The sequence below is a fragment of the Bibersteinia trehalosi genome (genome assembly GCF_004346205.1).
GTDB classification, from domain to species: Bacteria; Pseudomonadota; Gammaproteobacteria; order Enterobacterales; family Pasteurellaceae; genus Bibersteinia; species Bibersteinia trehalosi.
Map to the genome: position 1 here is coordinate 193,648 of NZ_SMAM01000005.1, position 17,721 is coordinate 211,368.

The window sequence follows — 17,721 nt, forward strand, 5'->3', positions numbered from 1 at the left end:
TTGGGCGTTGTAAGTGAGTGGGTGTTTGCGTAAAATAGCCAGCAATTTTTTCTGACCCTACCAAACAAAGGAACGCCTATGTTGGCAAACAAGAATATTTTAGTCGGCGTTACAGGTGGCATTGCCGCTTACAAAAGCATTGAGCTTATCCGCTTGTTAAAAAAAGCCAATGCAGAAGTGCGAGTAGTGCTAACCCCTGCAGCGGCGGAATTTGTTACGCCTTTGACTTTACAAGCCATTTCAGGCAACGTGGTTTCCACCTCATTACTCGACCCACAAGCTGAGCTTGCAATGGGGCATATTGAATTGGCGAAATGGGCGGATTTAGTAGTAATAGCACCAGCAAGTGCTGACTTTATCGCTCGCTTGCGTATTGGAATGGGCAATGATTTGCTTTCAACGCTTTGCCTAGCAACACCTGCGCCTATTTTGCTTGCCCCTGCGATGAATCAGCAGATGTACAAGCGGTCTGCGGTGCAAGAAAATTTGCAAAAAGTGCGGGAGCAAGGCGTTTTAACGGTCGGGCCGAACAGCGGTTTCCAAGCCTGTGGCGATGTGGGCGAAGGGCGAATGTCTGAACCCGCCGAGATTTTTGCAGAAATTCAGCAAATTCTGACTGCTTGTCACGACCTTGCCGATCTCAGTGTCGTCATTACTGCCGGCGGCACACGGGAGGCTATTGATCCGGTGCGTTATATCAGCAACCACAGCTCGGGCAAAATGGGCTATGCGATTGCCGAAAACTTTGCCAAACGAGGGGCGAAAGTGGTGCTGATTTCGGGTGTGACTAACTTGCCAACCCCGCAAAATGTCGAGCGTGTCGATGTGGTTTCCGCCCAAGAGATGTTTGAACAAGCGGTCAAATTTGCTTCAAAATCTGCCATTTTTATTGGTTGTGCAGCAGTGGCGGATTATCGAGTGGCGAACGTTTCCGATCAAAAAATCAAGAAAACGGATGACAGCGATGAACTGACGCTAAAACTGGTGAAAAACCCCGATATTATCGCAACAGTAGCGAAAATAAAGGAAAATCGCCCATTCGTTGTCGGCTTTGCCGCTGAAACACAAAATGTAGCGGAATATGCGAAATCGAAATTACAACGCAAAAATTTAGATATGATTTGTGCCAATGATGTCTCAGGCGGGCAAGTGTTCGGACAAGATCACAATGCACTACATATTTTTTGGCAAAACGGCGAGAAAAAATTACCGCTTGCCGATAAAAATCAACTCGCAAAACAGTTAGTTCAAGAGATTTCGGAACAATTTACAAAAGGAAAAACAAAATGAAACAAATTGATTTAAAAATTTTAGACAGCCGTATTGGCAATGAATTTCCGCTTCCTGCTTATGCCACAGAAGGTTCTGCTGGTTTAGATTTACGTGCGTTAATCACTGAACCACTTACGGTGAAAGCAGGGGAAACCGTGTTAATTCCAACCGGTATTTCAATTTATATTGCCGATCCGAATTTAGCGGCCGTGATTTTACCTCGTTCTGGCTTAGGGCATAAGAATGGAATTGTGTTAGGCAATTTAGTGGGCTTAATTGACAGTGACTATCAAGGCGAACTTAAAGTTTCTCTGTGGAACCGTAGCCAAGAAGATTTTAGCGTGAATGTAGGTGACCGCATTGCACAACTTGTATTTGTACCTGTGGTACAAGCAAGCTTTAACATTGTGCAAGAATTCACTCAGACCGAACGTGGCGAAGGCGGTTTTGGGCATTCTGGTAAGCAATAAGGAATAAGAATGGTGGAAATTAGTATTAAGATGCCAAAACGCCCGGTAAAAGAGCGTCGTCAGCAAGTTTTAGAAGAGTTAATTAAGTTGCTGAATTCTGAAGATGGCATGCAACGTATTACTACCGAACGACTTGCCAAGGAAGTCGGTGTGTCGGAAGGAGCGTTATATCGCTATTTCCCAAGTAAAACCAAAATGTTTGAAGCATTGATTGAGCAAATCGAAATTACGCTCAATAGCTATGTGAATGCTGCAAAACGTCAAAATAGCACGGCAGAAGCAATAAAAGCTATTTTGCGTTCTGTCATTGATTTTGCACAAAAAAATCCAGGTGTGACCCGTATTCTTACTAGCCACGCACTGATGTTTGAAGATCAGATGCTAAAGGCGCGCGTAGCTAAATTCTTTGATGGCTTAGAATTGCAATTTATCAATATTCTGCAAATGAGCAAACTGCGCGAGGGTAAAGCTTTTTCTGATGAACGCGCACTAGCGGGTTATTTAGTCAATTTTTGTGAAGGACAGTTTGTCCGACTCGTGCGTTCGAACTTTGCATTTAATCCACAGCAAAATTTTGAAAAGCAGTGGGCATATCTCAAACCGCTATTCTACTAGGAGCTACTATGATTATCCCTTGGCAAGAATTGGAAGAAAGCACATTATATAATGTGTTGGATTCCTTTATTTTACGTGAAGGAACCGATTACGGAGAGCGAGAACTCAGTTTGGAAGAGAAACGTGAACGACTGCTTGCACAGCTTAAATCAGATAAAGTCGTTATCGTTTGGTCTGAACTACACGAAAGCTTGGATATCAAAGATAAGCATGCTTTTTTAAATAATCATTGCTAGAGGCAATCTCTAATGAATTTGAATTCTCAACACTCCTTAGGAAAGCTTATGCATAGAGCGCTACTGAGTTTCATGCTGTTAGCCTGCGTTCCCGTCGCTCAAGCAGGTATGCAATCTGCTAAAGTTATCAGTGAACCGAGTGGTTATGGACAACGTTATAGTCGTGTCATTATTCGTTACGATGAATTACTAAATGCAGAATATTTACCAAATCTCAGCGCATTCACGCTCAAAGATCATCAAATTGAACGTATATCACTTGGTAAATGTGTTGATAATCGCAAAATTTGTCGCAGCCATGAGTTGGTTTTACACTTAGCCATGCCCGATCCTAATGATCGCTATTTAAAAGTGACGATGCAGCCTGCTCCTCGGACTGCTGCGCTAGAACGCCAGCCGCAATTCCAAATTATCCAAACTGAAAATATTTATGCTGAGCAACAAAATAGTATTATTGAAATAGCACCACAACAGATTGAAACTCAAACCGTTAGCCATCAAATTGCTGAGCAATTTGAACAACGGGAATTTCATGACAAGAGTGGTGTAAAGATTCGCTATAACTTATTTGTTCCACAAAATTACGACCCACAAAAAAACTATCCTCTGGTGATGTTTATCCATGATGCAGAGGCAACTAATAGCAATGTAAGAAACACGCTATGGCAAGGTAATGGTGCAACTACTTGGGCAGATCCGATTTGGCAGAACGAACACCCTGCTTTTGTACTTGCACCACAATTTGATCACCCTATTGTTAATGATAATGCCGATGATCCTACCGATTTAGATCCAACGATGAATCTCATTAAATCGCTCATGGCTGAATATAGTATCGATGAAAACCGTCTCTATACCACAGGGCAATCAGACGGTGCGATGATGTCTATTGCAATGAATATCAAATACCCTGATTTCTTTGCCGCTAGCTATATTGTTGCTGGGCAATGGGCTGCGGAAAAAGTTGCCCCAATGGCTCGAACTCATCAATTTATCCTTGTTTCAGAAGATGATCCTAAAGCCTTCCCTGAACAAAATAAGATCATCGAAGAGCTTGCTTTAAATGGTGCTATTGTGCAAAAAGCCATTTTACCTAACGGCAATGCTGACTTGAGCCAAATCAATCAAGAAGTTGAGCAGCTGTTAGCACGTGAAGGTAATATCTACTATATGACAGTTAAATCACAAACTTTGCCTGACCAAGCGCAAGCCAACGCTAAAAGCCTCACAGGAGCACATATTGCAACATGGAAGATAGCTTATGATATTAAGACGATAAAAGAATGGTTATTTCAGCAAAACAAGCGGTAAACATTACAGAAAAAATGCAAAAGTGCAGTGATGAAAATCACCGCACTTTTTTATTTGCACTCTACTTTTCACTTTCATGTTTGCGATCAAACTATTTATGTGCATTTAACAGTACGATCAGCTCGCTTTTTTACCTTTAAGGAGTTTATATGAAATTTAAAAAATTATTACTCTCTGCACTTTTAGCCAGCGCATTAACCTGTGTAAATGCAACAGAATTGCCTAGTATTACTATTTTAGCAACAGGGGGAACCATTGCTGGTAGCCAGCAAAATGCTAATAGTAGTGCTTACCAAGCAGGGCAATTAAATATTGATGTCTTAATCGAAGCAGTACCTGAAATGAAAACATTAGCCAATATCAAAGGAGAACAAATTGTCAAAATTGGCTCACAAGATATGTCTGATGAAGTATGGCTAAAACTAGCAAAATCAATTAATCAGCAATGTGCAGATACTGATGGTTTTGTGATTACACACGGTACAGATACCATGGAAGAAACGGCTTACTTTTTGGATATGACCGTTAAATGCGAAAAACCTGTAGTACTAGTCGGGGCTATGAGACCTGCTACAGAAAAAAGTGCTGATGGCCCATTGAATTTATACAATTCAATTGTTGTTGCCAAAGATCCAAAATCAGCAAAACGTGGTGTGTTAGTTGCGATGAACGATACCGTTTTGGGGGCAAGAGATGTGACCAAAACCAGTACAACCGCCGTGCACACATTTAGCTCACCAAATTTTGGTTCTCTCGGCTATATTCATAATAGCAAAGTAGATTATGAGCGTTCTCCTGAAAGCAAGCATACCGTAAATACTCCATTCAACGTTGATAAATTAAGCGAACTACCGAAAGTAGGTATCATCTATGCCTATTCGAATATGCCTACTGAACCTCTCCAAGCCTTATTAGATGCTGGTTATAAAGGAATCGTTATTGCTGGTGTGGGTAATGGAAATATGAATGCGGCAAATCTTGCGCTTTTAGAAGAAGCGGCGAAAAAAGGCATAGCTGTAGTACGTTCGTCTCGCGTACCAACAGGTTATACCACGAGAGATGCAGAAGTAGATGACAGCAAGTTAGGTTTTGCTGCCTCAGGCACACTCAATCCTCAAAAAGCTCGGGTATTACTACAACTTGCTTTAACACAAACAAATGATATTGCAACGATTCAACAATTCTTTGAAGATTTTTAGCATTGAAAGAAACTCAACAAGCGGGTAAATTTTTCGATAATTTTGCAAGATTTATCGAAAAGATAACCGCTTAAACCCCAAAGGCTTGGGAGCCACTCAAGCTTCCAAGCTTTTAATTCAGTTTAAAACGCTTTCTCTATTAGCATCTGCACATAGTTATCCGAATAAGAGAACATAGATGGAATGTTGCTACTTTGCCGTTTCCATCGCCATTGAACCTTCGGGGTAAATCCATACCAATGCCAATTATTTTTCCAAAGCGTTAAATTTGCTGTGTAGATTTTATCTCGGCGAATTGCATTTAATGGCAAAATCCCACCCAAAGAGGCAAAATCTTTATATTGTCGTAGTGAAATTGAGCCGTTTAATTGTGTGCTAATACTATAACCCCACGTCTGTTTCCACCCTGCACGCAATGATTTTAGATCATTGCTGTACTGTTTTTCCCTTGTTTGTTCACGGATAAAATCCGTGCCTAAATAGAGATAACCTTTTTCACTAAACGCATAAACAAGTGTAGCCGAAGCTAATTTAATTGTGCCATTACGATCTTGCTGTTTAAAATAACGTGGCTGGCTAAACTCCCAAGCGGTAGAAATTTGCCAATTTTTTGCAAAGGCTTGGCGATATTCCATTCTCACCCCATTTGCCCAATTATAGCGATGGTTGCCAAGCCATTGACGTTCATAAAATGGTCTTATTGCCCAACGATATTGGGCATTTTGGAACGCATATCCCAAATAGGTACGATTATTTAATTCATCATAATCATGGTTATCCCAATAGCTTTTTCCACTGATTTCATTGGCAAAATTGAGATTGTGTGAACCGTTTAAATTCCAATTTTTCTCCACTTCTGCCGAATAAGCAAAACCGTGTGCTTTTTGAGGTAACATTCCCTCGCCTTTAATAAACCCTGTATCTTCAATATGATGATCTGATGAGGTTTTATTCACGTTTTTGTCATAAACATAATTCACCCGCCCTGAAAATTGCCAGCTTTCTCGTTTATCAATCACACTCAAATACTGCTCAACAATTTCTCGTTCTTCATTGGCTACATTTGCCTGATTTTGCACCGCTTGAAATGCTTTGCGTGCTTCACGATTTCGGTAATTAAAAAATGACTGCTGGGCAAGGCGAATGTTAGCGTAACTGACAAGTCGCTGATCTGTTTGGGAAAACGTCGAATAAATAGCCAATAAACGTTTTACTGAAAACCATTGCTCTGTTTGCAAAGCAAAAATTAACAAACGTTCTGTTGTCGCAGGATCTTGCTTTAATTCCGCGACACGATAACTGCTCTCCGTTTCTTGTGCCAAAAGCAGAGAGGGGATAAGAAAAATGGAAAGAAGTGCTTTTTTCATCATTGAATAATTAAGAAAAAATCTGCATTTTGAGCAACAGTTTGATTCAAAATACAGATTTATATCATTGAAAATAGCGATTAACGTTTACCGCCAAAGCTAACATCAAGAGAACTATCATTAGCAAAATTAACCAGCCCAGCTGCTTCGGTTGCCCCATTTCCGAATAAAGCTCCTTTATGAGTACCACTGCTGTTTAATAATACACTGGCTTGCCCGCTAAATTTTGTCCCATTAAGTGTGGTTTGATGAAGTGTAATATCACGAGAACGACCATCATTTAACAAACTAAATGCAATTTTGCCATCTACGGTTTTTTGTCCAAAATCCACATTTAATGTGGTTGTTCCACCTTGACGATAAGAATTAGAAAGTGAACCTAACCAAATAGCATCACCAACATAAGTTGCTTTACCAGAAGTCGGAATATTGGTTGCTTCTGTGCCTTGATAACGCAATTGATAGAGTGAACCACTATTGTGTTGCCATACCCCATAGAATGAATTTGGGTTATTTTGCCCTGTTAAGTTGCCATAGGTAGTATCTGCTGTAATTGTACCTTGTGGGCTACCTGATAAATTGATTGTATCACCATCAGGGGTTGTCGCAGAGCCTGAACCACCACCGCTAGAACCACAAGCAGTTAAACCGACGATGACTGCTGTTGCAAATAAAGATTTAAGAAAATGACGTTGCATAGTTACTCCTAAGTTGGATAAAAAACGTCAAGATGATATACTCACACCGTTTACTAAACCATAAACTAAAAGTCAGAAAATCTGACAAATAGTCTTTGCATTAATACCAGTTCTTATTATCTACTGCAGTAGAAAATTTTGTTGCCTTGTTGTTTTCAAATTGAATACGTAATTGCTTTTGATTTTCTTTTTTTACCGTTGGTCTCATTAAATTATGCCCAAACACAATACTTAATGGTAAAGTGATAGGAAACAGTGCTGTTGGGACATAGTTTGTATGTTCATCATATGCATCATATGTCCAAATCTCACTCAAATCATAGGGTCTAGTTTCAGTTTTCGTTGGTTCACCAAACATTTCTCTTACTTGCTGTTTAGTGGTTTCATTCGGAATAATTTTTTGGTCAATTATACTGTTGTGGGTATCTCTTAAACTTGTATTTCCTACAAATTGAGAAGAACAAGCAGACAATAAGCTTACAGATAATGCCAAAGAAAGTAATTTGTTCATAAGTTCACCTATAGATTGCATATTAAACAGTAAAGAATGATATACTGCTAACATTTCATAAACCATAAACTATCGGTTATCAAAATCTGACAAATAGTCTTTAAAATCAAACAATTAGGAAATAAAAATGGAAGTCCATGATAAAATCAGAGTAATGCGAGAAATCAATCAGTGGTCGCAAGAAGAGATGGCGGAAAAATTAGAAATGTCGCCTACAGGTTATGCCAAAATTGAACACGGTAAAACTAATTTAACCCTAGATAAATTAAAACAGATTGCTCAGATTTTTAATATTGATGTCGTGGAATTGATTGCCCAAAATGATCGTTCTTTCTTTTTTTCTATTGGGGATAACACAAATAACCATAATTATGTTGGCGTAAATGAAATTGTGGCAATGGAAAATGAGAAATTGAAATTGTTGTTAGAAGCTAAAGAGAATGAAATTACTGCGTTGAAAGAGGTGATTGAGTTGTTAAAAACAAAATAATTTATTAAAAGAATTAAAGGCTTGGAGATCCCAAGCCTTTCTTTTCACATCAAAGCGATAATTAGTCGCCCAAACGCTCTTTGATACGTGCAGATTTACCGCTACGCTCACGTAAGTAGTAAAGTTTCGCTTTACGTACCGCACCTTTACGTTTAACAGCGATGCTGTCAATTGCTGGTGAGTGAGTTTGGAATACACGTTCAACACCTACGCCGTTTGAGATTTTGCGTAATGTGAATGCAGAGTGCAAGCCACGGTTACGAATTGCAATAACCACGCCTTCGAACGCTTGCAAACGCTTTTTGCTACCTTCTACTACCCATACCTTCACTTCTAATGTGTCACCTGGACGGAAGCTAGGTACGTTTTGTTTTAACTGTTCTTGTTCAATTTGTTTGATAATGTTGCTCATTATAAAAACCTTCTAAATCCTAGAATTAACTGAGTTTGTGTCGCTGTTTGATTTGTTTCAGCAACGCCTTTTGTTCGTCAGTCAGAGCTAGGCTATCCAATAGCTCAGGGCGTCTTAACCACGTTCGTTCTAGCGATTGTTCCAACCGCCATTTGCGAATTTGTTCGTGGTGTCCCGACATCAGCACGGGTGGCACTTCCAAACCATCTAACACTTCGGGGCGGGTATAGTGTGGGCAATCTAATAACCCTTCTGCAAAAGAATCTTCTAACGCGGAAGCCTGTTTGCCTAATACGCCCGGAATAAACCTTGCAACAGCATCAATCAATGTCATTGCAGGTAATTCTCCCCCTGTTAGGACATAATCACCGATTGACCATTCCTCATCAATTTCAGTTTGAATCAATCTTTCATCAATACCTTCGTAGCGACCACAAACCAAAATTAAATTTTGATTTTTGGATAACTCTTCTACGCCAGCTTGATCTAGTTTACGTCCCTGCGGAGAAAGATAAATCACTTTAACTTCTCCACCCTGTTTGCAAGCGGTCGCTTTTGCGGATTTTATTGCATCACGCAAGGGCTGCACCATCATCAACATTCCCGGCCCACCGCCATAAGGACGGTCGTCCACCGTTTTATGTTTATCAAAGGTAAAATCACGAGGATTCCACGTTTGTACTTGCAACAGATTCTGTTTTACGGCTCTGCCTGTTACCCCGTATTCAGTAATTGCTTTAAACATTTCGGGGAAGAGCGAGATTATGCCAATCCACATAATGTTCCTTAAAAGCTCACTGCATACCTGAGGTTAGAAACCAGCGTCCCAATCCACCGTAATGGTTTTGGTGGTGAGATCTACTCTTTTAACTACTTGTTCATATAAGAACGGAATAAGTCGTTCTTGTTTACCGAAAGCATCTTTACCGCTATTGCGTACCACTAACACATCATTTGAACCTGTTTCCATCATTTCAGCAACCACGCCCATTGTGTAACCTTGTTCGTTTACCACTGAACAGCCGATCAAATCGTGCCAGTAGTAATCGCCTTCTTCCAACTCAGGGAAGACACTCAAATCCACGCCGATTTCGGCATTGGTTAAGAGCTGAGCGGTTTCACGGTCGTCTGTGCCTTTGAGTTTCACAATCAAATCATTGTTGTGATAACGCCAGCTTTCTAATTCAACGCCCTGCCATTGCCCTTTAATTTTTAAGAACCACGGCTGGTAGTCAAAAATGCTTTCTGGGTATTCGGTGGAAGAATAAAGGCGTAACCAACCACGGATCCCATAGGTTGAACCTAGTTTACCGACAGTTTCAATTTTTTGTTCGCTCATTTTCGCCACCTATTATTAAATTTGTGGAATTAAGCTGCTTTACGCGCTTCTTTCACTAATGCTGCAACACGGTCAGACAGTGATGCACCTTTTGCTAACCATGCATCTACTTTAGCCACATCTAAGCGTAAACGCTCAGCTTGACCAGCTGCGATTGGGTTGAAGAAACCGATACGCTCGATGAAGCGACCGTCACGTGGGCTACGGCTGTCCGCAACCACGATTTGATAGAATGGGCGTTTTTTAGCTCCGCCACGAGTTAAACGAATGGTTACCATAACGTTCCTTAAAAATAAATGATAGTAAAAAGAAAAACCCTCGTTCGAGGTGAGGGCGTGAACTTGCTCTCTCAAAATGGAAAACAAGCGGTCGGATTATACAGATTTTTTGCAAAAAAACAAGAAATACTCCCTTAATCACGCTTTTGACTAAATTATTTTTACTCTTATTAATAATAAGAATGCTATAAATCATAAAAACAAAACCCCGATAGTTCTATCGGGGCTTTGCTTCAATCTAATTTAGAGATTATTCCGCTGCTTCTGCAACTTCAGGACGATCAACTAACTCAATGTAAGCCATTGGCGCATTGTCACCTGCACGGAAACCACATTTTAAGATACGGGTGTAACCACCAGCACGCTGTGCAAAACGTGGACCTAATTCATTGAATAATTTTGCAACGGTTTCGATGTTGCGAGTACGAGCAAAAGCTAAACGACGGTTAGCAACGCTATCCACTTTTGCTAATGTGATTAATGGTTCAACTACACGACGTAACTCTTTCGCTTTTGGTAACGTAGTCTTGATGATTTCGTGTTCAACAAGAGAACTTGCCATATTACGGAACATCGCTTGGCGATGGCTACTGTTACGGTTTAATTGACGTCCACTCTTACGATGGCGCATAACCTATTCCTTCTTAGAAAATCTATACCGAAACTAGTCTTCTGCAATACTTGCAGGCGGCCAGTTTTCAAGGCGCATACCCAGTGATAAGCCACGAGAAGCGAGTACATCTTTAATCTCAGTAAGAGATTTTTTACCCAAGTTAGGGGTTTTAAGTAGTTCAACTTCCGTACGTTGGACTAAATCACCGATATAGTGAATTGTCTCTGCTTTCAAACAGTTAGCAGAACGAACTGTCAGCTCTAAGTCATCTACTGGACGAAGAAGAATTGGATCAAACTCCGGTTTTTCCTCTTTCACTTCTGGCTGACGAACATCACGCAAATCAACGAATGCAGCGAGTTGCTCTGCTAAAATCGTTGCAGCACGACGGATGGCTTCTTCTGGATCTAATGTTCCATTAGTTTCCATCTCAATAACAAGCTTATCTAAGTCTGTGCGTTGTTCAACACGAGCAGCTTCAACATTGTAAGCAATACGATCTACAGGTGAGAAACGAGCATCGACTAATAAGCGACCGATTGGACGATCTTCATGTTGTGAATGTACACGAGCAGATGCTGGCACATAACCACGACCACGCTGTACACGAATGCGCATGCTAATAGAGGCATTTTTATCTGTTAAATGACAGATAACGTGATCTGGGTTCACAATTTCAACATCAGCATCGGCGGTGATATCGGCTGCAGTTACAGGGCCAATCCCAGATTTAGTTAGTGTCAAAATAATATCGTCTTTATTTTGCACTTTTACCGCTAGACCTTTAAGGTTTAACAATACTTCAAGAATATCTTCTTGTACGCCTTCTTTGCTGCTGTATTCATGTAATACACCATCAATTTCTACTTCTGTAACTGCGCAACCAGGCATAGACGAAAGTAAAATGCGACGAAGTGCGTTACCTAAGGTGTGGCCAAAGCCACGTTCTAACGGCTCTAAGGTCACTTTTGCGTGAGTTGAACTAACCTGTTCAATATTCACTAAGTGGGGCTTTAAAAATTCTGTTACAGAACCCTGCATTTTATCCTCTCTTTGCTTTTAAGCTTTAATAACTAAAAATAATGTAATTAAAAAATTAACTATTATTTAGAGTAAAGCTCAACGATCAGATGTTCATTAATATCTGCTGATAGATCAGAACGCTCTGGAGTGCGTTTAAATACACCTTCCATTTTAGTTGCATCAACTTCTAACCAAGTCGGTTTTTCACGGTTACTTGCAGCTAATTCCAATGCAGCTTTGATACGTGCTTGTTTTTTAGATTTTTCACGCACTGCAATGACATCATCAACAGAAACTTGATATGAAGGGATGTTTACAACACGACCATTTACTACGATAGATTTGTGGCTCACTAATTGGCGAGCTTCTGCACGAGTTGCTGCGAAACCTAAACGATAAACAACGTTGTCTAAACGACCTTCTAACAATACTAATAAGTTCTCACCGGTATTGCCTTTTAAGCGGTTAGCTTCTTTATAGTAGTTACGGAATTGACGTTCCAAAATACCATAGATACGGCGAACTTTTTGTTTTTCACGAAGCTGACTACCGTAGTCAGATAAGCGAGGTTTACGAGCACCATGTTGACCTGGTGCGGTATCAATTTTACATTTTGACTCGATCGCGCGAACACCTGATTTAAGGAATAAATCGGTACCTTCACGACGGCTTAGCTTGAGTTTTGGACCCAAATATCTTGCCATTTTCTTTCTCCAATTATCCTAACGTCAATTACACGCGACGTTTTTTCGGTGGACGACAACCGTTATGAGGAATCGGAGTCACATCAGTAATATTCGTGATACGGAAACCTGCTGCATTTAATGCGCGGATTGTAGATTCACGACCTGGACCCGGACCTTTAACCATAACTTCCAAATTCTTTAAACCGAACTCTTTTACCATTTCGGCACAACGTTCAGCAGCAACTTGTGCAGCAAACGGAGTTGATTTACGAGAACCACGGAAACCAGAACCACCAGCAGTAGCCCATGCTAGAGCATTGCCTTGACGGTCAGTAATAGTCACGATTGTATTATTGAAAGATGCGTGGATATGAGCTACGCCATCTGCGATCTGTTTTTTAACGCGCTTACGTGCGCGAACTGGTGTTTTAGCCATTATTTACTCCGATTATTTCTTGATCGGTTTACGAGGACCCTTACGGGTACGCGCATTAGTCTTAGTACGTTGACCACGTACAGGGAGACTACGACGGTGACGTAAACCACGGTAGCAACCAAGGTCTAAAAGACGTTTGATGCTTAAAGTTACTTCACGACGTAAATCACCTTCGACAGTAAATTTACCAACTTCTTCACGCAGTTTTTCAATCTGCTCTTCAGACAATTCTCTGATCTTTACATCTTCAGCAATACCCGTTGCAGCACAGATAGCTTTTGCACGAGTCTTACCGATACCATAAATTGCAGTTAAAGCGATTACAGTATGTTTTTGATCAGGAATGTTAATGCCTGCAATACGGGCCACTATGCACTCCTATTATTTAAAGTTATTGATATGCTGATCTTGAAAAGCCCGTTTCAGGATACTCAAACAGCATATCAGGACGAAATGAGCTGAGCAGTATAACTGCTCAGCAGGTTCTTTGCAAGAAATTTATCAAATTAACCTTGACGTTGTTTATGTTTAGGGTCGCTACAAATTACACGAACAACACCTTCACGTTTAACAACTTTACAGTTACGACACATTCTTTTTACTGAAGCACGAACTTTCATTGCTTATCCTTTTCTTAAGGTCTTATTGACCTAAGCCTTTCAAATTGGCTTTCTTCAACACAGAGTCATACTGTAATGACATTAAATGACTTTGAACCTGTGCGATGAAATCCATAATAACAACCACAACAATCAGTAATGAAGTACCACCTAATTGGAAAGAGACCTTCCAAACTGATGTAATGATATAAGGAACCAAACAAACAAAGGTAATATATAACGCACCAATTAAGGTCAAACGCGTCATTACTTTATCGATATAACGAGAAGTTTGCTCGCCTGGTCGATAACCTGGTACAAACGCACCTGATTTTTTCAGATTATCCGCAGTATCACGAGGATTATATTGCATTCCTGTATAGAAAAATGCAAAGAAGATAACTGCCATCGTAAATAGAATGATATATAAAGGCTGTCCCGGCTGAAGCAGCTGAGATAAATCAAATAACCATTCAAAACCTTCACTTGAGCCAAACCATTGTGCAACTGTTGCAGGGAATAGAATAATACTCGATGCGAAGATTGCTGGAATTACACCAGCCATATTTACTTTTAAAGGTAAATGAGATGATCTCGCGGGAGCCATCATTCTACCTTGTTGGCGACTTGCGTAGTTTACAACAATTCTTCTTTGTCCACGTTCAACAAAGACAACAAAATACGTTACAGCAAATGCTATAACAGCTATTAGTAATAAGACAAGTAAAGAAATTTCACCTTGACGTGATTGTTCGATTGTCTGCCCGATAGCGGAAGGTAAGTCTGCAACAATCCCTGCAAAGATAATGAGAGAGATGCCGTTTCCAATACCACGTTCGGTGATTTGCTCACCTAACCACATAAGGAACATTGTCCCTGTCACTAAACTGACAACAGACGTCACATAGAATAAGACATTTGGATTAGGAACTAATCCTTGTACCATTCCTGGAAGGGCCAAAGAAATACCAATAGACTGAATAAATGCTAATAATAACGTTGCATAGCGTGTATATTTACTGATTTTACGTCTTCCTGCTTCACCTTCTTTTTTCAATTCAGCCAATGCAGGATGAACTGCCGTCAATAGCTGAATAATAATTGACGCAGAAATATAAGGCATAATACCCAACGCAAAAATAGACGCTCGGCTTAAAGCACCACCAGAGAACATATTAAACATATCAATGATGGTGCCTTTTTGTTGCTGTACTAAATCGGATAATACTGAAGCATCAATACCAGGAACAGGAATAAAAGAACCGATACGGAAAACGATTAATGCACCTAATACGAACAATAATCTAGATTTTAATTCACCAGTACTTTTTTGAGTATTCCCTTGATAACCTGGTTGTTTAGCCATTTATTATTCCTCGATAGAACCACCAGCAGCTTCGATAGCAGCTTTAGCACCTTTGGTTACACCTAAGCCTTTTACTACGAATGCTTTCTCAACTTTACCAGAAAGAATAACTTTTGCAGATAAAATATCTTTGGTGATTACGTTAGCAGCTTTTAATGCTTCTAAGGTTACTACATTGCCATCTACTTTTGCTAATTCATCTAAACGAATCTCAGCAACATGGAATGATTTTAATGAAGTAAAACCAAATTTTGGTAAACGACGGTATAAAGGCATTTGACCACCTTCGAAACCGCGGCGAACTTTACCACCGGTACGAGATTTTTGACCTTTATGACCACGACCACCAGTTTTACCTAAACCAGAACCAATACCACGACCAAGACGTTTAGCACTGTGTTTAGCACCTTCAGCTGGAGAGAGAGTATTTAAACGCATTCTATTACTCCTCAACCTTAACCATGTAAGAAACTTGATTAATCATACCACGAATAGCTGGAGTATCTTCCAACTCAACAGTATGACGAATATGACGAAGACCTAAGCCTTTCAACGTTGCTTTATGTTTCGGTAAACGAGCGATAGAGCTACGAGTTTGAGTTACTTTAATTTTTGCCATATTCAATTACCCCAAAATTTCTTCAACGGTTTTGCCACGTTTCGCAGCAACCATTTCAGGTGATTTCATATTTGCAAGTGCATCAATAGTTGCACGAACAACGTTAATTGGGTTGGTTGAACCGTACGCTTTAGAAAGTACGTTGTGAACACCTGCAACTTCTAATACTGCACGCATTGCACCACCTGCGATGATACCTGTACCTTCGCTAGCTGGTTGCATAAATACGCGTGAACCAGTATGAGAACCCTTAACAGGGTGTTGTAATGTACCGTCTTTTAACGCGACATTAACCATATTGCGACGAGCTTTTTCCATCGCTTTTTGGATTGCTGCTGGAACTTCACGAGCTTTACCATAACCAAAACCTACACGACCGTTACCATCGCCCACTACTGTTAAAGCAGTGAAACTCATAATACGACCACCTTTTACGGTTTTTGATACACGGTTAACCGCGATTAGCTTTTCCTGCAGTTCACCAGCTTGTTTTTCGATGTTTGACATCTAAAATTCCTCTATTAGAACTGAAGACCAGCTTCACGAGCAGCATCTGCTAATACTTGCACACGACCATGGTATTTGAAACCAGAACGGTCAAATGCAACTGCTTTAATACCTTTTTCTAAAGCACGCTCCGCAACGAGTTTACCAACTACTGCTGCTGCATCTTTATTACCAGTATATTTAACTTGCTCTTTAATTACTTTCTCAACAGTTGAAGCTGCTGCTAAAACTTCTGAGCCGTTTGGTGCGATAACCTGCGCATAGATATGACGCGGGGTACGATGCACGACTAAGCGTGTTGCACCTTGCTCTCTCATTAAGTGACGTGCACGGCTTGCACGACGGATACGAGCTACTTTCTTATCCATAGTGTTACCTTACCTTACTTTTTCTTCGCTTCTTTAGTACGTACAACTTCATCAGCGTAACGTACACCTTTACCTTTATAAGGCTCAGGTTTGCGGTATGCACGAATATCTGCTGCTACTTGACCGATCAACTGTTTGTCAGCACTTTTCAGAACAATTTCTGTTTGTGATGGACATTCACCAGTTACACCAGCTGGTAGAGCGTGTTCTACTGGGTGAGAAAAACCTAAACTTAAAGCAACAGAATTGCCTTTCATTTGTGCTCTGTAACCAACACCCACTAATTGCAATTTCTTAGTAAAGCCCTCGGTAACACCGATAACCATGTTGTTTACTAATGCACGAGTTGTACCTGCTAAAGCGTTTGCTTGAGCAGTCTCATCTTTTGGTGCAAAAGTAAACACGTTAGCATCAAATTTTACTTCAACTGCATTGTGAATTTCACGAGATAACTCGCCGTTTTTACCTTTAACTGTTAATAGCTGACCGTTGAGTTTAACTTCAACACCGGCAGGAACATTAACAGGTGCCTTTGCAACACGAGACATATTTTCCTACCTCACTATTATGCTACGTAACAGATAATTTCACCGCCGAGGCCTGCTTGACGTGCAGCACGGTCGGTCATTACACCTTTAGAAGTAGAAACAACTGCGATACCTAAACCACCCATTACTTTTGGTAATTCATCTTTACGTTTATAAATACGTAAACCAGGGCGGCTCACACGTTGAATACTTTCTACAACTGGTTTGTTTTGGAAATATTTTAAAGTAATTTCCAGTTCAGGTTTAACACCCTCAACAACTTTAACGCTTTCGATATAACCTTCTTCAGCTAAAACATTTGCAATAGCAACTTTTAACTTAGATGAAGGCATACTGATTGCAACTTTATTCGCAGCTTGACCGTTACGAATACGGGTCAGCATATCTGCGATTGGATCTTGCATGCTCATGTATTTACTCCCATGATTCCAAATTAAAAGAGGTTATTACCAGCTTGCTTTCTTAAGACCCGGGATTTCGCCACGCATAGCAGCTTCACGAACCTTAATACGGCTTAAACCAAACTTACGAAGTACACCATGTGGACGACCAGTTTGGCGGCAACGATTACGCTGACGGCTTGGGCTTGAATCACGTGGAAGTGTTTGTAATTTTAACACTGCTGCCCAACGGTCTTCGTCAGAAGCATTCACATCAGAAATGATTTTTTTCAGCTCTTGACGTTTCGCGTAAAATTTATCAGCTAATTTAGCACGTTTCACATCGCGTGCGATCATTGATTGTTTTGCCACGATAAC

28 protein-coding genes are annotated in these 17,721 nt (G+C 40.4%); 7 read left to right on the forward strand and 21 right to left on the reverse strand.

Annotated features, from left to right (window positions below):
- The first annotated feature begins 78 nt into the window (after positions 1 to 78).
- The 6 genes from coaBC to ansB all read left to right on the forward strand — a co-directional run bounded on the left by coaBC (position 79) and on the right by ansB (position 5,103).
- Entirely contained in the window at positions 79 to 1,290 is a 1,212-nt protein-coding gene (gene coaBC, locus EDC51_RS06835; protein WP_131928525.1) for a bifunctional phosphopantothenoylcysteine decarboxylase/phosphopantothenate--cysteine ligase CoaBC, read from the forward strand.
- The gene (gene dut / locus EDC51_RS06840; RefSeq protein ID WP_015433416.1) at positions 1,287 to 1,742 is read left to right on the forward strand and encodes a dUTP diphosphatase; all 456 of its coding nucleotides are present in this window, start codon (positions 1,287 to 1,289) and stop codon (positions 1,740 to 1,742) included. The genes coaBC and dut overlap by 4 nt, the downstream gene beginning before the upstream one ends.
- 9 nt (positions 1,743 to 1,751) lie before the next feature.
- On the forward strand, positions 1,752 to 2,357 hold the full coding sequence (gene slmA / locus EDC51_RS06845) for a nucleoid occlusion factor SlmA (protein WP_131928526.1): 606 nt from the start codon (positions 1,752 to 1,754) through the stop codon (positions 2,355 to 2,357).
- An 8-nt stretch (positions 2,358 to 2,365) separates the two neighbouring features.
- Positions 2,366 to 2,593, forward strand: coding sequence for a YheU family protein (locus tag EDC51_RS06850; protein WP_015433418.1), 228 nt, complete (start codon positions 2,366 to 2,368; stop codon positions 2,591 to 2,593).
- 48 nt (positions 2,594 to 2,641) lie between these two features.
- Positions 2,642 to 3,904: a carboxylesterase family protein gene (locus tag EDC51_RS06855; RefSeq protein ID WP_170169274.1), complete on the forward strand. Its 1,263-nt coding sequence runs from the start codon at positions 2,642 to 2,644 to the stop codon at positions 3,902 to 3,904.
- Between the two features lie 149 nt (positions 3,905 to 4,053).
- Positions 4,054 to 5,103 (forward strand): L-asparaginase 2, encoded by a 1,050-nt coding sequence (gene ansB / locus EDC51_RS06860; RefSeq protein WP_015433421.1) that lies wholly within the window; start codon positions 4,054 to 4,056, stop codon positions 5,101 to 5,103.
- A 122-nt stretch (positions 5,104 to 5,225) separates the two neighbouring features.
- Here the strand turns inward: ansB and EDC51_RS06865 are convergent, their stop codons facing one another.
- The 3 genes from EDC51_RS06865 to EDC51_RS06875 all read right to left on the reverse strand — a co-directional run bounded on the left by EDC51_RS06865 (position 5,226) and on the right by EDC51_RS06875 (position 7,679).
- A complete protein-coding gene (locus tag EDC51_RS06865; protein ID WP_131928528.1) occupies positions 5,226 to 6,473 on the reverse strand; it encodes a surface lipoprotein assembly modifier in 1,248 nt (415 codons plus the stop codon).
- 77 nt (positions 6,474 to 6,550) lie between these two features.
- On the reverse strand, positions 6,551 to 7,168 hold the full coding sequence (locus EDC51_RS06870; RefSeq protein WP_131928529.1) for a transferrin-binding protein-like solute binding protein: 618 nt from the start codon (positions 7,166 to 7,168) through the stop codon (positions 6,551 to 6,553).
- A 100-nt stretch (positions 7,169 to 7,268) separates the two neighbouring features.
- A complete protein-coding gene (locus EDC51_RS06875) occupies positions 7,269 to 7,679 on the reverse strand; it encodes a hypothetical protein (protein WP_131928530.1) in 411 nt (136 codons plus the stop codon).
- 127 nt (positions 7,680 to 7,806) lie between these two features.
- Here EDC51_RS06875 and EDC51_RS06880 point away from each other — a divergent pair, with 127 nt between their 5' ends.
- Entirely contained in the window at positions 7,807 to 8,169 is a 363-nt protein-coding gene (locus EDC51_RS06880) for a helix-turn-helix domain-containing protein (protein ID WP_131928531.1), read from the forward strand.
- A 61-nt stretch (positions 8,170 to 8,230) separates the two neighbouring features.
- On the opposite strand, the gene rplS is transcribed toward EDC51_RS06880, so the two are convergent.
- The 18 genes from rplS to rpsN all read right to left on the reverse strand — a co-directional run bounded on the left by rplS (position 8,231) and on the right by rpsN (position 17,715).
- Entirely contained in the window at positions 8,231 to 8,581 is a 351-nt protein-coding gene (gene rplS / locus EDC51_RS06885; protein ID WP_015433425.1) for a 50S ribosomal protein L19, read from the reverse strand.
- Positions 8,582 to 8,606: 25 nt separating this feature from the next.
- Positions 8,607 to 9,359 carry a tRNA (guanosine(37)-N1)-methyltransferase TrmD gene (gene trmD, locus EDC51_RS06890; RefSeq protein WP_015433426.1) on the reverse strand — a complete coding sequence of 251 codons (753 nt, stop codon included), beginning with the start codon at positions 9,357 to 9,359 and terminating at the stop codon, positions 8,607 to 8,609.
- A 33-nt stretch (positions 9,360 to 9,392) separates the two neighbouring features.
- On the reverse strand, positions 9,393 to 9,920 hold the full coding sequence (rimM, locus tag EDC51_RS06895; protein ID WP_025266716.1) for a ribosome maturation factor RimM: 528 nt from the start codon (positions 9,918 to 9,920) through the stop codon (positions 9,393 to 9,395).
- A gap of 29 nt (positions 9,921 to 9,949) precedes the next feature.
- On the reverse strand, positions 9,950 to 10,198 hold the full coding sequence (rpsP, locus tag EDC51_RS06900; RefSeq protein ID WP_015433428.1) for a 30S ribosomal protein S16: 249 nt from the start codon (positions 10,196 to 10,198) through the stop codon (positions 9,950 to 9,952).
- 250 nt (positions 10,199 to 10,448) lie between these two features.
- Complete coding sequence (gene rplQ, locus EDC51_RS06905; RefSeq protein WP_015433429.1) at positions 10,449 to 10,829, reverse strand: 50S ribosomal protein L17; 381 nt, start codon at positions 10,827 to 10,829, stop codon at positions 10,449 to 10,451.
- Positions 10,830 to 10,862: 33 nt separating this feature from the next.
- Positions 10,863 to 11,852 carry a DNA-directed RNA polymerase subunit alpha gene (locus tag EDC51_RS06910; protein ID WP_015433430.1) on the reverse strand — a complete coding sequence of 330 codons (990 nt, stop codon included), beginning with the start codon at positions 11,850 to 11,852 and terminating at the stop codon, positions 10,863 to 10,865.
- Between the two features lie 62 nt (positions 11,853 to 11,914).
- The gene (rpsD, locus tag EDC51_RS06915; RefSeq protein ID WP_025266715.1) at positions 11,915 to 12,538 is read right to left on the reverse strand and encodes a 30S ribosomal protein S4; all 624 of its coding nucleotides are present in this window, start codon (positions 12,536 to 12,538) and stop codon (positions 11,915 to 11,917) included.
- A 28-nt stretch (positions 12,539 to 12,566) separates the two neighbouring features.
- Complete coding sequence (gene rpsK, locus EDC51_RS06920; RefSeq protein ID WP_005705959.1) at positions 12,567 to 12,956, reverse strand: 30S ribosomal protein S11; 390 nt, start codon at positions 12,954 to 12,956, stop codon at positions 12,567 to 12,569.
- 12 nt (positions 12,957 to 12,968) lie between these two features.
- A complete protein-coding gene (gene rpsM / locus EDC51_RS06925; protein WP_005599322.1) occupies positions 12,969 to 13,325 on the reverse strand; it encodes a 30S ribosomal protein S13 in 357 nt (118 codons plus the stop codon).
- Positions 13,326 to 13,462: 137 nt separating this feature from the next.
- The gene (rpmJ, locus tag EDC51_RS06930) at positions 13,463 to 13,576 is read right to left on the reverse strand and encodes a 50S ribosomal protein L36 (RefSeq protein ID WP_005705974.1); all 114 of its coding nucleotides are present in this window, start codon (positions 13,574 to 13,576) and stop codon (positions 13,463 to 13,465) included.
- A 22-nt stretch (positions 13,577 to 13,598) separates the two neighbouring features.
- Entirely contained in the window at positions 13,599 to 14,921 is a 1,323-nt protein-coding gene (gene secY, locus EDC51_RS06935; protein WP_015433432.1) for a preprotein translocase subunit SecY, read from the reverse strand.
- 3 nt (positions 14,922 to 14,924) lie between these two features.
- Positions 14,925 to 15,359, reverse strand: a complete 435-nt coding sequence (rplO, locus tag EDC51_RS06940) for a 50S ribosomal protein L15 (protein WP_015433433.1) — start codon at positions 15,357 to 15,359, stop codon at positions 14,925 to 14,927.
- Positions 15,360 to 15,363: 4 nt separating this feature from the next.
- Positions 15,364 to 15,540: a 50S ribosomal protein L30 gene (rpmD, locus tag EDC51_RS06945; RefSeq protein WP_015433434.1), complete on the reverse strand. Its 177-nt coding sequence runs from the start codon at positions 15,538 to 15,540 to the stop codon at positions 15,364 to 15,366.
- Between the two features lie 6 nt (positions 15,541 to 15,546).
- Positions 15,547 to 16,047 carry a 30S ribosomal protein S5 gene (gene rpsE, locus EDC51_RS06950; protein ID WP_015433435.1) on the reverse strand — a complete coding sequence of 167 codons (501 nt, stop codon included), beginning with the start codon at positions 16,045 to 16,047 and terminating at the stop codon, positions 15,547 to 15,549.
- Between the two features lie 14 nt (positions 16,048 to 16,061).
- Positions 16,062 to 16,415, reverse strand: coding sequence for a 50S ribosomal protein L18 (gene rplR / locus EDC51_RS06955; protein ID WP_015433436.1), 354 nt, complete (start codon positions 16,413 to 16,415; stop codon positions 16,062 to 16,064).
- A 14-nt stretch (positions 16,416 to 16,429) separates the two neighbouring features.
- Positions 16,430 to 16,963: a 50S ribosomal protein L6 gene (rplF, locus tag EDC51_RS06960; RefSeq protein WP_015433437.1), complete on the reverse strand. Its 534-nt coding sequence runs from the start codon at positions 16,961 to 16,963 to the stop codon at positions 16,430 to 16,432.
- Positions 16,964 to 16,980: 17 nt separating this feature from the next.
- Complete coding sequence (gene rpsH, locus EDC51_RS06965) at positions 16,981 to 17,373, reverse strand: 30S ribosomal protein S8 (RefSeq protein ID WP_006250025.1); 393 nt, start codon at positions 17,371 to 17,373, stop codon at positions 16,981 to 16,983.
- Between the two features lie 36 nt (positions 17,374 to 17,409).
- Entirely contained in the window at positions 17,410 to 17,715 is a 306-nt protein-coding gene (gene rpsN / locus EDC51_RS06970; RefSeq protein WP_015433438.1) for a 30S ribosomal protein S14, read from the reverse strand.
- Positions 17,716 to 17,721: the final 6 nt, after the last annotated feature.

Coding starts and splice junctions, on each gene's coding strand:
- rplO (WP_015433433.1), bottom strand. CDS start 15,359: ATGCGTTTAAATACTCTCTCTCCAGCTGAAGGTGCTAAACACAGTGCT.
- rpmD (WP_015433434.1), bottom strand. CDS start 15,540: ATGGCAAAAATTAAAGTAACTCAAACTCGTAGCTCTATCGCTCGTTTA.
- coaBC (WP_131928525.1), top strand. CDS start 79: ATGTTGGCAAACAAGAATATTTTAGTCGGCGTTACAGGTGGCATTGCC.
- ansB (WP_015433421.1), top strand. CDS start 4,054: ATGAAATTTAAAAAATTATTACTCTCTGCACTTTTAGCCAGCGCATTA.
- EDC51_RS06855 (WP_170169274.1), top strand. CDS start 2,642: ATGCATAGAGCGCTACTGAGTTTCATGCTGTTAGCCTGCGTTCCCGTC.
- dut (WP_015433416.1), top strand. CDS start 1,287: ATGAAACAAATTGATTTAAAAATTTTAGACAGCCGTATTGGCAATGAA.
- rplS (WP_015433425.1), bottom strand. CDS start 8,581: ATGAGCAACATTATCAAACAAATTGAACAAGAACAGTTAAAACAAAAC.
- EDC51_RS06870 (WP_131928529.1), bottom strand. CDS start 7,168: ATGCAACGTCATTTTCTTAAATCTTTATTTGCAACAGCAGTCATCGTC.
- EDC51_RS06850 (WP_015433418.1), top strand. CDS start 2,366: ATGATTATCCCTTGGCAAGAATTGGAAGAAAGCACATTATATAATGTG.
- rplF (WP_015433437.1), bottom strand. CDS start 16,963: ATGTCTCGTGTTGCAAAGGCACCTGTTAATGTTCCTGCCGGTGTTGAA.
- rpsP (WP_015433428.1), bottom strand. CDS start 10,198: ATGGTAACCATTCGTTTAACTCGTGGCGGAGCTAAAAAACGCCCATTC.
- EDC51_RS06880 (WP_131928531.1), top strand. CDS start 7,807: ATGGAAGTCCATGATAAAATCAGAGTAATGCGAGAAATCAATCAGTGG.
- rplR (WP_015433436.1), bottom strand. CDS start 16,415: ATGGATAAGAAAGTAGCTCGTATCCGTCGTGCAAGCCGTGCACGTCAC.
- rplQ (WP_015433429.1), bottom strand. CDS start 10,829: ATGCGCCATCGTAAGAGTGGACGTCAATTAAACCGTAACAGTAGCCAT.
- secY (WP_015433432.1), bottom strand. CDS start 14,921: ATGGCTAAACAACCAGGTTATCAAGGGAATACTCAAAAAAGTACTGGT.
- rpmJ (WP_005705974.1), bottom strand. CDS start 13,576: ATGAAAGTTCGTGCTTCAGTAAAAAGAATGTGTCGTAACTGTAAAGTT.
- rpsH (WP_006250025.1), bottom strand. CDS start 17,373: ATGAGCATGCAAGATCCAATCGCAGATATGCTGACCCGTATTCGTAAC.
- EDC51_RS06865 (WP_131928528.1), bottom strand. CDS start 6,473: ATGATGAAAAAAGCACTTCTTTCCATTTTTCTTATCCCCTCTCTGCTT.
- EDC51_RS06910 (WP_015433430.1), bottom strand. CDS start 11,852: ATGCAGGGTTCTGTAACAGAATTTTTAAAGCCCCACTTAGTGAATATT.
- EDC51_RS06875 (WP_131928530.1), bottom strand. CDS start 7,679: ATGAACAAATTACTTTCTTTGGCATTATCTGTAAGCTTATTGTCTGCT.
- rimM (WP_025266716.1), bottom strand. CDS start 9,920: ATGAGCGAACAAAAAATTGAAACTGTCGGTAAACTAGGTTCAACCTAT.
- slmA (WP_131928526.1), top strand. CDS start 1,752: ATGGTGGAAATTAGTATTAAGATGCCAAAACGCCCGGTAAAAGAGCGT.
- trmD (WP_015433426.1), bottom strand. CDS start 9,359: ATGTGGATTGGCATAATCTCGCTCTTCCCCGAAATGTTTAAAGCAATT.
- rpsE (WP_015433435.1), bottom strand. CDS start 16,047: ATGTCAAACATCGAAAAACAAGCTGGTGAACTGCAGGAAAAGCTAATC.
- rpsD (WP_025266715.1), bottom strand. CDS start 12,538: ATGGCAAGATATTTGGGTCCAAAACTCAAGCTAAGCCGTCGTGAAGGT.
- rpsK (WP_005705959.1), bottom strand. CDS start 12,956: ATGGCTAAAACACCAGTTCGCGCACGTAAGCGCGTTAAAAAACAGATC.